At 63.9% G+C, this 13,236-nt stretch carries 12 protein-coding genes; 6 read left to right on the top strand and 6 right to left on the bottom strand.

What is annotated here, in order from left to right:
- Position 1 precedes the first annotated feature (1 nt).
- Positions 2-730 (top strand): DUF1350 family protein, encoded by a 729-nt coding sequence (locus SYNCC9605_RS05730; protein WP_011364116.1) that lies wholly within the window; start codon positions 2-4, stop codon positions 728-730.
- Here the strand turns inward: SYNCC9605_RS05730 and acs are convergent.
- Positions 720-2,693, bottom strand: a complete 1,974-nt coding sequence (gene acs, locus SYNCC9605_RS05725) for an acetate--CoA ligase (protein ID WP_011364115.1) — start codon at positions 2,691-2,693, stop codon at positions 720-722. The genes SYNCC9605_RS05730 and acs overlap by 11 nt on opposite strands.
- 129 nt (positions 2,694-2,822) lie before the next feature.
- Here acs and SYNCC9605_RS05720 point away from each other — a divergent pair, with 129 nt between their 5' ends.
- Entirely contained in the window at positions 2,823-3,473 is a 651-nt protein-coding gene (locus SYNCC9605_RS05720) for an HAD family hydrolase (protein WP_011364114.1), read from the top strand.
- Positions 3,474-3,482: 9 nt separating this feature from the next.
- Here SYNCC9605_RS05720 and sds read toward each other — a convergent pair whose 3' ends face one another.
- From sds to SYNCC9605_RS05695, 5 genes are read right to left on the bottom strand one after another with little or no spacing between them, the layout of a single operon-like run.
- Positions 3,483-4,454, bottom strand: coding sequence for a solanesyl diphosphate synthase (gene sds, locus SYNCC9605_RS05715; RefSeq protein WP_011364113.1), 972 nt, complete (start codon positions 4,452-4,454; stop codon positions 3,483-3,485).
- Positions 4,455-4,491: 37 nt separating this feature from the next.
- On the bottom strand, positions 4,492-5,289 hold the full coding sequence (gene murI / locus SYNCC9605_RS05710; RefSeq protein ID WP_011364112.1) for a glutamate racemase: 798 nt from the start codon (positions 5,287-5,289) through the stop codon (positions 4,492-4,494).
- Positions 5,286-6,380 (bottom strand): N-acetylmuramoyl-L-alanine amidase, encoded by a 1,095-nt coding sequence (locus SYNCC9605_RS05705; RefSeq protein WP_011364111.1) that lies wholly within the window; start codon positions 6,378-6,380, stop codon positions 5,286-5,288. Before SYNCC9605_RS05705 ends, murI begins: the two co-directional genes overlap by 4 nt.
- Positions 6,381-6,385: 5 nt before the next feature.
- Positions 6,386-7,207, bottom strand: coding sequence for a carbon-nitrogen hydrolase family protein (locus tag SYNCC9605_RS05700; RefSeq protein WP_041434655.1), 822 nt, complete (start codon positions 7,205-7,207; stop codon positions 6,386-6,388).
- Positions 7,208-7,241: 34 nt separating this feature from the next.
- Complete coding sequence (locus tag SYNCC9605_RS05695) at positions 7,242-7,973, bottom strand: 2-phosphosulfolactate phosphatase family protein (protein ID WP_011364109.1); 732 nt, start codon at positions 7,971-7,973, stop codon at positions 7,242-7,244.
- 63 nt (positions 7,974-8,036) lie between these two features.
- On the opposite strand from SYNCC9605_RS05695, the gene SYNCC9605_RS05690 reads away from it, so the two are divergent.
- From SYNCC9605_RS05690 to glmU, 4 genes are read left to right on the top strand one after another with little or no spacing between them, the layout of a single operon-like run.
- A complete protein-coding gene (locus tag SYNCC9605_RS05690) occupies positions 8,037-9,599 on the top strand; it encodes a UbiD family decarboxylase (RefSeq protein WP_011364108.1) in 1,563 nt (520 codons plus the stop codon).
- Positions 9,600-9,623: 24 nt separating this feature from the next.
- Positions 9,624-10,949, top strand: a complete 1,326-nt coding sequence (gene aroA / locus SYNCC9605_RS05685; protein ID WP_011364107.1) for a 3-phosphoshikimate 1-carboxyvinyltransferase — start codon at positions 9,624-9,626, stop codon at positions 10,947-10,949.
- A complete protein-coding gene (locus SYNCC9605_RS05680; RefSeq protein ID WP_011364106.1) occupies positions 10,930-11,847 on the top strand; it encodes a tRNA (5-methylaminomethyl-2-thiouridine)(34)-methyltransferase MnmD in 918 nt (305 codons plus the stop codon). Before aroA ends, SYNCC9605_RS05680 begins: the two co-directional genes overlap by 20 nt.
- Before the next feature lie 36 nt (positions 11,848-11,883).
- The gene (gene glmU, locus SYNCC9605_RS05675; protein WP_011364105.1) at positions 11,884-13,236 is read left to right on the top strand and encodes a bifunctional UDP-N-acetylglucosamine diphosphorylase/glucosamine-1-phosphate N-acetyltransferase GlmU; all 1,353 of its coding nucleotides are present in this window, start codon (positions 11,884-11,886) and stop codon (positions 13,234-13,236) included.

The following is a 13,236-nucleotide window of genomic DNA, read 5'->3' as shown; positions in this document are numbered from 1 at the left end:
CATGGCCAACTGGCGTCAGCTGGGTGCGATCTGGCAACTGCGGCCGGCCGAACCCACGGGATTGATCGAATTCATCGGCGGCAGCTATCTGGCGGCCACCCCCCAGATCAGCTACCGCAGGTTGCTGGAAGACCTGGAGGCGGATGGTTTGGCCGTGCATGCCTGGGCCTATGTGCCTGGGTTCGATCATCAACGCCAGGCCCGCGATGCCTGGAGTGCCTTTCGCTCGGCGCGTCGGCAACTTGAAGAGCGCTGCGGGGCCCTTGCGGCTCCGCTGCGGCTTGGCCACAGCCTGGGTTGCAAGCTTCACTTGCTGGCCCCCGATGGGGGTCGCGGCAGCAGGGCCCTGGTGGCCCTGAGCTTCAACAACTTCAACGCCGATCGCTCGATTCCCCTGCTGGGTGAACTGGCACCACGGCTCGGGGTGGAAACCGAGTTCAGCCCCAGTCCAGCTGAAACGCTTCGCTTGATCAGCCGCCACTACCAACAGGAGCGGAATCTGGTGGTGCGCTTCGGGCGCGATGAGCTGGATCAAAGCGGTGATCTGATCCAGGCCCTGCGAGAACGTCCCTCGGACGCCAGCTCAACCCTGGAGCTGCCTGGCGATCACCTCACGCCGGCCAGTGCCGGGCTGCGGCGCAGCTTCCTCGGGGACTGGGCGGATGACCCCAAGCGGGTGTCGGTCATCCGTCAGCTGAGCCGAACCATCGGCGAGGCGATCAGGCCCTGAGGCGGTCCAGAACGGAGCGATCCTCCAGGGTGCTGGTGTCGCCACTCACCTCCTGACCCGCCGCAAGGGCCCGCAGGATCCGGCGCATGATCTTGCCGCTGCGGGTTTTGGGCAGAGCATCACTGCAACGGATCTCGTCCGGCCGGGCGATCGGACCGATTTCCGTTCCCACGTGGGCTCGCAGCTCCTTCACCAGGGCGTCATCGCCCTCGCGGCAGGCCTCCAGAGTGACGAAGGCCACGATGCCTTCGCCCTTGAGGTCGTCGGGTCGACCCACGACGGCCGCCTCCGCCACCGCGGGGTGGCTGACGAGGGCTGATTCGATCTCCATCGTGCCGAGACGGTGACCCGAGACGTTGATCACGTCATCGACACGGCCCATCACCCAGAAGTAGCCATCGGCATCCCGCCGGGCACCGTCCCCCGCGAAATAGAGGTAAGACCCATCGGCAGGCCGGATGTGCTCCCAATAGCTCTCGCGGAAGCGTTGAGGGTTGCCATGCACGGTGCGCATCATTCCGGGCCAGGGGGCACGCACCGCCAGATACCCGCCTTCATCGGCACCACAGCTGTTCCCTTCCGCATCGATGACGTCGGCCTGAATGCCGGGCAGGGGCAGGGTGGCGGAGCCTGGCTTGGTGGGCGTTGCTCCCGGCAGGGGGCTGATCATCACCCCGCCGGTTTCGGTCTGCCACCAGGTGTCGACGATCGGGCAGCGGTTGCCTCCAATCACGTCGCGATACCACATCCAGGCCTCCGGATTGATCGGTTCGCCAACGGTGCCCAGCAGGCGAAGGCTGCTCATGTCGAACTGATCCGGCACGGAGCGGCCGCTCTTCATGAACGCCCGGATGGCGGTGGGAGCCGTGTAGAAGATCGTGATCCCGTGCTTCTGAATCAATTCCCAGAAGGCACCGGGCTTGGACGGGCGCGGTGCACCCTCGTACATCACGGTCGTGGCACCGTTCGATAAGGGGCCGTAGACGATATAGCTGTGGCCGGTGATCCAACCCACATCAGCCGTACACCAGAAGACATCCTCATACTGAATATCAAAGATCCACTGGAAGGTGAGGTGGGCCCAAAGGTTGTAGCCGGCAGTGGTGTGCACCACGCCCTTGGGCTTGCCGGTGGAACCGGAGGTGTAAAGCACGAACAGGCGGTCCTCGCTGGCCATCGGCTCAGCGGGGCAGTCGGCACTCTGACCCTCCACCAAGTCGTGCCACCACTGGTCGCGACCAGAAACCATCTCCACGTCCTGCTTGGTGCGCTGCACCACAAGCACGCCCATCACCGAGGGGCAGGCTCCATTGGCCAGCGCCGCATCCACCGCGGGCTTGAGTGACACAGGCTTGTCCTTGCGGAAGCCACCATCAGCGGTGATCACTGCTTTCACTTCGCCGTCGTTGAGACGGTCCCTCAGTGCTTCTGCGGAAAAGCCACCGAACACCACTGAATGGGGAGCACCGATGCGAGCACAAGCGAGCATGGCGATCGCCGCCTCCGGCACCATCGGCATGTAGAGCGCCACAAGGTGACCCTTGCCAATGCCCATGGCTTTGAGGCCATTGGCGGCTTTGCACACCTCAGCATGCAGTTCCTGGTAAGTGAACCGGCGCACATCCCCCGGCTCGCCTTCCCAGATCAACGCTGTTTTCTGTGCCGTTGGCCCATCGAGATGACGGTCCAGGCAATTGTAGGAAAGGTTAGTGGTGCCGCCCTCAAACCAGCGCGCGAACGGGGGGTTCGACCAATCCAGCACGGTGTGGAAGGGCTCGAACCAATGCAGTTCTCGCCGGGCGGCCTCACCCCAGAACGCATCAGGATCGGCTTTGGCGGCATCGGCCATGGCCCTGTAAGCCTCGAGGCTGCCGATGCGGGCTTTGGCGGCGGTGTCTGCTGGCGGCTCGAACACCCGCTGCTCCTGCAGCACGCTTTCGATGGTGGTGTTGGCGTCGGTCACAGCAGACTGCGCAGTGCTTCTCCTCGAAGGGTAAGGAGCAGGACCCCGCTTGATCCAGCTCCCTCATCAATCCGTCGGACGATGATGCAGTCGATGCGAAAGGATTGAGCTGGGCATCGCCGTTCCGGGATGAAACTGCCACCTGCCGCTTGCCTGTTCGATCTGGATGGACTCTTGCTCGACACCGAGCCGCTGCATGGCCGTGGCTGGAGCGAAGCCGCGGCCCACTTCGGCACCCAGCTGAGTGAGGCTCAGTTGATGCAGCTGAAGGGCCGTCGCCGACTCGACTGTGCGGCCCAGGTGAATGCATGGCTGGCGGAACCGGTGGGCACGGATGCCCTGTTGGCGGTGCAACAGCCGATCGTTCGTGCCCTGCTTCCGGATGCTGCCCCGATGCCTGCCGCCCAAGAGCTGGTGACGCATTGCCACAACCGGAACATCCCCATGGCGCTGGTCACCAGCAGCAGCCGCGACGCGGTTGAATTCAAAGCAGCTCCCCATCCCTGGCTTGAGCAGATCCAGGAACGGGTCTACGGCGACGATCCCGACCTTGATGCGGGCAAACCCGACCCTGCACCCTTCCGGCTTGCCGCCCAACGCTTGGGCCTTCACCCCAACCACTGCTGGGCCCTGGAGGATTCCCAGGCCGGCTGCCAATCAGCCCATGGCGCCGGCTGTCAGGTCTGGCTGGTGAGCCCCAAGGGATCAGACCAAGCCAACTTGAACACCAACCCCTGTTCCATCAACAGCCTGGCTGTTGTGTTGAGGCTGTTGTCTTGAGGTTTTGGCTCAGTAAAGACGGCTGAGGACGAATTTCGGCAGTTCCATCAAGGCGCGTTGCGCCGCAGATTCCGGCAGCCAGGCGATTGATTCACGGGATTCGCGAGCAAAGGTTTCCGCAAGCTTACGGGTGCGTTCAATCGCCTTGGAGGCCCGCACCATCTCCAGGGCCTTGTCCAGATCACCGGGCTCGGAGAACTGGCGATCGATCAACGGCTGCAGCGATGGGTGCTCCTTAAGGGCATAGAAGGTGGGCGCGGTGAGGTAGCCGCTGGCGAGATCACTGGCTGCGGGCTTGCCGAGCTGCTGGTCGTTTCCGGTGAAATCTAGGATGTCGTCAACCACCTGGAAGGCCAGACCCAGCTGGCGGCCGAATTGGTAGAGGCTGTCGAGCTGGGTCGGCGCGCAACCGCTGAGCACACCTGCAGCACGGCAGCTGTTGGCAATCAGGGATGCCGTCTTGCAATAGCTCTTTTCGAGGTAAGTCTCGAAGGTTTGGGCCGTGTCGAAGCGGTAGAGACCCTGCTTGACCTCCCCATCCGCCAGATCCATGATCACGCGGCTGAGCAGCTTTACCACGTCGAGGTCATCGAGGTTGGCGAGGTGCCAGCTGGCCTGGGCAAAGAGAAAGTCACCGGCGAGAACGGCAACGCGAGCGTCAAAACGGCTGTGGACCGTGTCCACACCACGCCGCGTGGAAGCCTCGTCCACCACATCGTCGTGAACGAGCGAGGCAGTGTGGATCATTTCTGTGATCTCGGCCAAGCGGCGATGGCGGGGCGAGAGCTCTCCTTGCTCTGAGAGGGCCCGCGACAGCAGCAGAACAATGCCGGGACGCAAACGCTTGCCGCCGGCACTGAACAGATGTTCCGCAGCAGCCTGAAGAATGGGGTGACCAGCGCCAATCAGGCTGCGCAGGTCTCCGAGCAGGGTTTCAAGATCTGTCTCTACCGGTTGGAGTAGCTCGGTAACGGTGCTCATGACTCCCCTCGGCGCCGCGATCCTAGTGGTCCCACGCTCAGTCCGGCAGCAGCTGAAGGCTGACGTCAGGCCGCTGGCCCAGCCAAGGGGTGGCACGCATCGCGAAGCCATCGGGGTCAGCGGTGACGCAGAAGCGGCAACTCTCCAGGGAAAACGGACGTGGGACCGCCGAAATCGGCCCCGGTGACCTCAAAACAGCATCCAGTTGACGGGCCACCCCAATGGCCGGGTCAATGATCTGGACGGACTCCGGCAGAAGCTGACGCAACAGGGGAACCAGCAAGGGGTAATGGGTGCAACCCAGCACGATCGACTCCACGGAAGCCGCCAGCAAGGGTTCGAGATAGGCCTGGGCCGCACGGCGAAGGTCGTCGCTGTTCATGTCCCCGGATTCGATCAGGGGAACAAAGGCAGGACAGGCCTGCTCGATCACCATCGACCCTGGGTGAAGCGCTTCGATACTGGCTCGGTAGGCCGAAGAGGCAACAGTGGCTGGTGTGGCCAGCACTCCAACACGGCGTGTTTCCACCATCGCGGCGGCGGCGCCGATCAGACCGATCACCGGGGCCCCGGCCTGCCCATCGGCCACATCCCTTGCCAGGGCATTGGTGGTGTTGCAGGCCATCACCACCGTGGAGACCTTTTGGTCGCGCAACCAACCCACCACTTCAGCGGCGATGCGCCGGATGTCATCCGGTTGACGGTTGCCATAGGGAACCCGGGCTGTGTCACCGAGGTAGACGCAGGGCACCGATCCATGGCGTTCGAGCACCCTGCGCAGAACCGTCAATCCGCCCAGGCCGCTGTCGAAGAACCCGAGCAGTTGAGGCGTCATCGCACCTCCTGCTTCAGATAGTTGAGGATGCCGGCCGCCAGGGCCAAGGCCAGGCGGCGGCGATGGTCAGCGTTGGCCAGCCGCGGCGCGTCAATCGCCCCGGTGACAAATCCCATCTCCACCAGAGCCGAAGGCATGGTGCTGCGCCGGATCACGAAGAAGCGGCCGCGTCTGACGCCGCGATTCGGTGTTCCGGGGGACACATCCATCATCTGCTGCTGCAGATAGGACGCCAGGCGTCCAGAACGGGGGTCCGAGAAGAAGAACGTCTCGATCCCGTTCACATCCGGACGGTTCATGCTCAGGGCATTGGCATGGATGCTCACGAAAGCAGTGGCCCCGCTGCGATTTGCCAGGGACACCCGCGGCGGCAGGTCCACATCCACCTCCCGCGTGCGGGTCAAGCGCACGTCCACGCCCCTGGCCCGAAGCAGATCAGCCACCTGCAGCGACACATCCAGAACCACGTCGGTCTCTCGCAGACCGCGAATGCCGATAGCCCCAGGATCAGGGCCTCCATGACCGGGGTCGATGACGATGCGGTAGCGATTGCGGGCCACCGTTGGCAATCCGGAAGGATCCACCGGTGTACGGGTAGGACGAAATCCACCGGGTGGGAGCCAGGCCGTGGCACGACCGGTGAGATCGCCTTCACCGAAATCATCCAAGCCGCGGGTGGGCAGGCCGGTAAACACCAGTTCCCAGCGATCCGGAGCGGTTCCACGCAGGCGCAGATCGTTGGGGTTGAGATCCACATCAGGGCGGAATTCCACCACCAGACGGGTGGCACCGGCACGGGGTTTGCCCAGCCGGATCTCACGGACTGCACCCCGTCCGGCCAGGCGACGCGGGAACCTCAGCTCACCAGGGATATCAATCCAGACCCTGGTGCCGCGGCCATCGCTGGCGGCCTGAAAGAACGCCTCCAAACGAGCATTCCGGCTGGTGCGCAGCTTGAGGACCCCCTGCTCGGTGAAAGCCCAGGCGGCCAAGGCACTGGCGGCTCGGGCAGGCAATGCCTGGGTGAAGGCAGTGCACTGCAGGGCCGCGGCCAGAAGCCAGGCCAGCCGTCGAGACGACGCCGGAACCATGGCGCTCAGAAAAGAGCGGGTTGGCGGTGCCGAAGGCTCGGCATCTGACCCCGAACATGGCCGAGGTGACTCGTGTTGACCGGAGCAATGGCAGCTCCAGCCTGCACACCTGCATCAGCAAGGACCGTGCCCCAGGGATCAATCACCAGGGCGTGGCCATGGCTTTGCCGACGACCGTGATGCACACCGGTCTGGGCCGGAGCCAGCACATAGGCCGTGTTCTCAATGGCCCTGGCCTGCAGAAGCACCTGCCAGTGGTCTTTTCCGGTGAAGGCTGTGAATGCCGCAGGGATCATCAGCAGGTCTGCGCCGGCACCGACGAGATGGCGATAGAGCTCAGGAAACCGCACGTCGTAGCAAATGGACAGTCCCACCTTGCAGAGACCGGGAATCTCAACCACCGGAGGCAAATCCCTACCTGGGTTCACAGTTGCCGACTCGCGATAGGTGTTGCCGTCCGGCAAATCGACATCAAAGAGGTGAATTTTGTCGTAACAGCCCAGGAGCATGCCGTCACGGTCGACGAGCTCAGCGCGGTTCAGAGTTCGCGATCCATCACCCACCGGCACGGGAAAGCCCCCGCCGAGCAGCGCCACCTGATAGCGACGGGCCATGGTCACCAGAAAGCGACTGGTCTGCTCCGCCAGGGTCGGGGCCAACTCCAAGCGGCGGGTGTCCTCACCCATGAAGGCGAAATTCTCCGGCAGGCCGATCAGCTCGGCACCACGGCGGGCAGCCAGGTCAATCTGCTCTTCAGCCGCATTGAAGTTGAGCTCTGGATCCTGACCGCTCGTCAGCTGGACAGCAGCCGCCAGGAAGTCGCTCACTTGCACTGATCAGATGTGCAGATTTTAATGAGGGTCAGGCCGCCCGAAGCACCCCGGGCTCGACCTGTGTCGGAACGACACCCAGCTGATCAAGCCCTGCACAGCAGCGGAAATCAGCGTCGTGATCGCCAAGGCGAATCAAGCGCTGACCGTGGGTCGCCGTGCGCAGACAGGCCTCAGGATCGGATTGCCACTGACGCCAGAGTGAGACGGCCGCGGTGAGTTCGTCATTGGCGGCGCTGCTCCCGGTGGGATCCAGCTCCAGCAAGCGATGCCCCAAGGCACCAGCGGCCAGGGAATCCTCGAGGGAGTAGGCCCCCTCCCAACCGCTGCCGACAATCGCCACGTGGCTGGGTTGCTTGGCCAGCACGCGCTGGGCCACGGCCTCGCGGTTCGGCAACGCCGCCGTTAGCAGCAGAGGAACCTCGCGGACACGATCGAGAGCGCGGGTGCCATTGGTGGTGCTCATGAACAGACGCTTGCCAGCCACCTGCTCAGGCGTCACAGCAACGGGTGAATTACCAAGGTCAAACCCTTCGAGCATCTGACCCCCGCGCTCACCAAGCAGCAGACGCGCATCAGCAGGCCACTCCGCTGCCGCAGCGCGCAGGTCCTCGAGGCTGGCGAAGGCCTGCACCGCCTCAGCGCCGTTGTGCAGCGCCCTGGCAATGGTGGTGGTAGCCCGCAGCACGTCAATCACCACCGCCGCATCGGGGCGAAGGTCCTGCGGCATCTCTGCCGGCACATGGAAGTAGGAGATCTGCATGGCCACGCTGAACACCGGCGTGCGACACAGTACCGACATCGCTTGTGCCAAGACCGTTATCCCATGGCCCTGTTCCAATCCGGTCCGGCCACCCGAGATCTGCGGGGCTTCCTCAAGTTGCTTGAGGACCGCGGCCAGCTGCGACGGATCACGGCACCAGTGGACCCCGACCTTGAGCTGGCAGCCATTGCCGACCGGGTGTTGAGCCAAGGAGGGCCCGCCCTGCTGTTCGAGAACGTGATCGGCTCGTCGATGCCGGTGGCTGTCAACACCCTCGGCACCGTCGAAAGGGTGGTGTGGAGCATGGGTCTCGAACGGGCCGAACAGCTGGAGGAGCTGGGGTCACGCCTGGCCCTGCTGCAGCAACCCCGCCCCCCCAAAGGCCTGGAGGAAACCAAGCAGTTCGCCCGGGTCTTCTGGGACCTGGTCAAGGCCAAGCCCGACCGCGACCTCTCACCCCCCTGCCGTCAGCAGGTGTTCCGTGACGAGGAGGTTGATCTTGACAACATCCCCCTGATCCGGCCCTGGCCTGGGGATGCCGGGGGCGTGATCACGCTTGGACTGGTGATCACCAAAGACCCCGAAACCGGTGTCCCCAACGTGGGTGTTTACCGGCTTCAGAAGCAGTCGGTGAACACGATGACCGTGCACTGGTTGAGCGTGCGCGGCGGTGCCCGTCACCTGCGCAAGGCTGCCGCCATGGGCAAGAAGCTGGAGGTGGCGGTGGCCATCGGCGTGCACCCGCTGCTGGTGATGGCCGCCGCCACACCGATCCCGGTGCAACTCAGCGAGTGGCTGTTCGCAGGCATCTATGCCGGAGAAGGGGTTCGTCTGGCCCCCTGCAAAACCATCGACCTGCAGGTGCCCAGCCACAGCGAAGTGGTGCTGGAGGGAACGATCACCCCTGGTGAAGTGCTGCCGGATGGCCCCTTCGGAGATCACATGGGGTTCTACGGCGGTGTGGAGGACTCACCTCTGGTGCGCTTCCACTGCATGACCCAACGGCGGGATCCGGTGTTTCTCACCACCTTCAGCGGCCGTCCTCCCAAGGAAGAAGCGATGCTGGCCATCGCGCTGAACCGGATCTACACGCCGATCCTGCGGCAGCAGATTCCAGAGATCACCGACTTCTTCCTGCCAATGGAAGCCCTCAGCTACAAGCTGGCGGTGATCTCGATCGACAAGGCCTATCCGGGGCAGGCCAAGCGTGCTGCCATGGCCTTCTGGAGTGCCCTGCCGCAATTCACTTACACCAAGTTCGTTGTGGTGGTGGACAGTCACATCAACGTGCGCGACCCGCGTCAGGTGGTCTGGGCCATCGCGGCCCAGGTGGATCCCCAGCGCGACCTGTTCACCCTGGAGAACACCCCCTTCGACACCCTGGACTTCGCCAGCGAGCAGTTGGGCCTTGGGGGACGACTGGCCATTGACGCCACCACCAAGGTGGGACCTGAGAAAAATCACGAATGGGGTGAACCCCTGAGCCGTCCTGCGGATCTGGAACAACGGGTCAGCGACCGCTGGGCCGAGCTGGGTCTGGAGGACCTCGGCACCGACGACCCCGACCCCAGCCTGTTCGGCTATGCCCTCGATCGCCTGATTCAGGGACTGAAGACCAGCCAATAGGATCAGCCCAACGACGAAACAACCTTGAGCGGCACAGGCCAATCCGACGACCCCCGTGAGCTCAAGGCCGGAGGAAGCCTCCAGGGACGGGTGAAGGTTCCAGGCGATAAATCGATCTCGCACCGATCGCTTCTGTTCGGCGCCATCGCAGAAGGAACCACAACCATTGATGGTCTGCTCCCGGCCGAAGACCCCCTGAGCACCGCCGCCTGCCTGCGGGCCATGGGTGTCAGCATCAGCCCGATCACCGATGGCGGCATCGTCACCGTTGAAGGGGTTGGCGTCGATGGATTGCAGGAGCCAGCAGAAGTGCTCGACTGCGGCAACTCCGGCACCACGATGCGATTGATGCTGGGCCTGCTGGCGGGCCGCGACGGTCGCCACTTCGTGCTGGATGGCGATGCCTCCCTGCGCCGCCGCCCGATGCGTCGGGTGGGCCAACCGTTGGCCTCGATGGGTGCGGAAGTGCGTGGCCGTGATGGGGGCAACCTGGCGCCGCTGGCGGTGCAGGGGCGCCAGCTGAAAGGAACCGTGATCGGCACGCCCGTGGCCAGTGCTCAGGTGAAATCAGCGCTGCTTCTGGCTGCGCTCACGGCCGAGAGCCCGACCACGGTGATCGAACCGGCCCAGTCCCGGGATCACAGCGAGCGGATGCTGAAGGCCTTTGGCGCCGATCTCACCGTTGGCGGCGAAATTGGGCGGCACATCAGCGTGCGTCCCGGCGCGACACTGCAGGGTAAGAACGTGGTGGTCCCCGGCGACATCAGCTCGGCAGCCTTCTGGCTTGTGGCTGGAGCCCTGATCCCAGGCGCCGATCTCACCATTGAAAACGTGGGGCTGAACCCGACCCGCACCGGGATCCTGGAGGTGTTGGAGCAGATGGGTGCCCTAATCGAGGTGCTCAACCCCCGCGATGTGGCGGGCGAACCGGTGGGCGATCTGCGGGTGACCCACGGTCCGTTGAAACCGTTCAACTTTGGAGAGGAGATCATGCCCAGCCTTGTGGATGAGGTGCCGATCCTCAGCGTCGCCGCCTGTTTCTGCGAGGGCGAAAGCCGGATCAGTGGAGCGTCTGAACTTCGGGTGAAGGAAACCGATCGGCTGGCGGTGATGGCACGTCAGCTCAAGGCCATGGGGGCCGACATTGACGAACATGAAGATGGCATGACCATCCGCGGCGGTCGACCGCTCAAGGGAGCCGCGCTGGACAGCGAAACCGATCACCGGGTGGCGATGAGCCTTGGCGTAGCAGCCATGCTCGCCGACGGCAACTCCAGCCTGGCGAGAAGCGAAGCCGCAGCCGTGTCGTATCCCTCGTTCTGGGACGAACTTGAACGGCTCCGCTGCTGAGCTCGGTGCGCTCCGCGTCTATCCGACGGCGGATGGAAGCTTCAGCCTGCTCAGCGATCACTTCAGAGAGGCCTTTCACAACTCTGCTGGGGCCCTGAATGAAGCCCGGGCCAAGTTCGTTCAACCCGCGGAGCTGCAGCGCTTCAGCAGCGGCTCTGAGCTAAGGATCCTGGATGTGTGCCTGGGGCTCGGCTACAACACGGCCGCTGTGCTGGAAGCTTTGCCGACCGCTGGGCCGAAGCTGCATTGGTGGGGGCTTGAGCTGGACCGCCGCCCCCTGGAACAAGCTTTGGAGCAGGCGAGCTTCCAATCCCTCTGGTCAGCCCCTGTGCTGACGAAGCTTGTTGCCATCCGCGACCACGACGGCTGGCAGGAGAACAACAGCCAAGGGATCCAGCTCTGGGGCGATGCCCGATCGATGCTCAAACAGATACCTCAGTCCGTTCACTTTGATCTGGTGCTGTTGGACGCCTTTTCCCCTCAGCGCTGCCCGGAACTGTGGAGCGAGGAATTCCTGGGAGCCCTGGCCCATCGCTTGGCGCCACAGGGACGGTTGCTCACCTACAGCCGTTCGGCCGCAGTGAGGGCCAGCCTGAAGCGAGCGGGCTTGAGCTTGTTTTCACTGCTGCCGGCCCCGGGCGAACGGGTGTGGTGGAGCAGCGGCACGTTGGCCACCCCCGCAGACTCTGGTTGTCCTCCAAACGGCCCCGGTTGGCGCCCCCTCTCGGCGATGGAGTGGGAACACCTGCAGACGCGAGCGGCCGTGCCGTTTCGCGATCCCCAGAGCAATGCCACGGCTGAGGGCATCCTTGAGCGCCGCCGCCTTGAACAGGAGCATTGCGGTTACGAACCCACCAATGCCTGGCAGAGGCGCTGGCGCAGGGACAGTCCGTCCTGAGCCCAGTAGATTCCGCCCGTCTTCCCCTTGCTCCGCATGCTCGCCGTAGCCGTTCTGGCCGCTGGAAAAGGCACCCGCATGAAGAGCGCACTCCCGAAAGTGCTCCAACCGCTAGCGGGAGCCACCCTGGTGGAACGGGTGCTCGCCAGTGCCGGGAATCTGCAACCGGAACGGCGGCTACTGATCGTGGGGCATCAAGCCGAGCGGGTTGAGCAGCAGCTGGCTCCGCTCGGCGGCCTGGAATTTGTTCTGCAGCAGCCCCAGAACGGCACGGGCCATGCGGTGCAACAGCTGATTCCGTCGCTGCAGGGCTTTGAAGGCGAACTGCTCGTGCTCAACGGCGATGTGCCGCTGCTACGAAGTGAAACGGTCGAAGCATTGGTGGAACAGCACCGGGCCAGCGGTGCAGATGTCACCCTGCTCACGGCACGGCTCGAAGATCCCACCGGTTACGGGCGTGTGTTCGCCGATGCCGACGGCCAGGTGAGCAGCATCATTGAGCATCGCGATTGTACGGACGAGCAACGCAGCAACAACCTCACCAACGCCGGGATCTACTGCTTCAACTGGACAGCCCTGGCCAACGTTCTGCCGAAGCTCAGCACCGACAACGATCAGGGGGAGCTCTATCTCACCGACACGGTGGCGATGCTGCCGAAGGCCATGCACCTGGAGGTGGCCGATGCCGATGAGGTGAACGGCATCAACAACCGGCGGCAACTGGCCCAGTGCGAAGCCCTGCTGCAACAACGGCTGCGCCACCACTGGATGGATGAAGGGGTCACCTTCATTGATCCCGAAAGCTGCACCCTCAGTGAAGGCTGCAGCTTCGGCCGCGATGTGGTGATCGATCCGCAAACCCACTTCCGCGGCCGCTGCGTGATCGGCGACAACTCCCGGATCGGCCCCGGCAGTCTGATCGAGGACGCATCGGTTGGAACCAACGTGAGTGTGGTGCACTCTGTGGTGCGAGAGGCCAGCATCGGCAACGACGTTGCCATCGGTCCCTTTGCTCACCTGCGGCCGGCCGCCGATGTCGGCGATGGTTGCCGCATCGGCAACTTTGTGGAGGTGAAAAAAAGCCAGCTGGGGGCTGGCACCAAGGTGAACCACCTCAGCTACATCGGCGACGCCCAACTCGGGGAGAAGGTCAACGTGGGAGCCGGAACGATCACCGCCAACTACGACGGCGTGAACAAGCACCGCACCATGATTGGCAGCAACAGCAAAACCGGTGCCAATTCCGTGCTGGTGGCTCCCATCAACGTCGGTGAGCGCGCCACCATCGGTGCCGGGTCAACGATCACCAAGGATGTGGCGGACGGCGCCCTGGCGATTGGACGCGCCCGCCAGATGACCAAAGAAGGTTGGGCTGAACGAAAGGTCTGA

Origin of the sequence: Synechococcus sp. CC9605 (assembly GCF_000012625.1) — a bacterium.
In the GTDB taxonomy this organism is placed as follows: domain Bacteria; phylum Cyanobacteriota; class Cyanobacteriia; order PCC-6307; family Cyanobiaceae; genus Parasynechococcus.
Note: the sequence above shows the minus strand (reverse complement) of the source record. Positions and strands in the feature narration are given on the sequence as shown.

Bases quoted from the DNA above. Each gene is read 5' to 3' on its own strand.
- SYNCC9605_RS05705 (WP_011364111.1), bottom strand. From the start codon at position 6,380: ATGGTTCCGGCGTCGTCTCGACGGCTGGCCTGGCTTCTGGCCGCGGCC.
- glmU (WP_011364105.1), top strand. From the start codon at position 11,884: ATGCTCGCCGTAGCCGTTCTGGCCGCTGGAAAAGGCACCCGCATGAAG.
- SYNCC9605_RS05690 (WP_011364108.1), top strand. From the start codon at position 8,037: ATGGCCCTGTTCCAATCCGGTCCGGCCACCCGAGATCTGCGGGGCTTC.
- SYNCC9605_RS05720 (WP_011364114.1), top strand. From the start codon at position 2,823: ATGAAACTGCCACCTGCCGCTTGCCTGTTCGATCTGGATGGACTCTTG.
- SYNCC9605_RS05730 (WP_011364116.1), top strand. From the start codon at position 2: ATGGCCAACTGGCGTCAGCTGGGTGCGATCTGGCAACTGCGGCCGGCC.
- sds (WP_011364113.1), bottom strand. From the start codon at position 4,454: ATGAGCACCGTTACCGAGCTACTCCAACCGGTAGAGACAGATCTTGAA.
- SYNCC9605_RS05695 (WP_011364109.1), bottom strand. From the start codon at position 7,973: ATGCAGATCTCCTACTTCCATGTGCCGGCAGAGATGCCGCAGGACCTT.
- murI (WP_011364112.1), bottom strand. From the start codon at position 5,289: ATGACGCCTCAACTGCTCGGGTTCTTCGACAGCGGCCTGGGCGGATTG.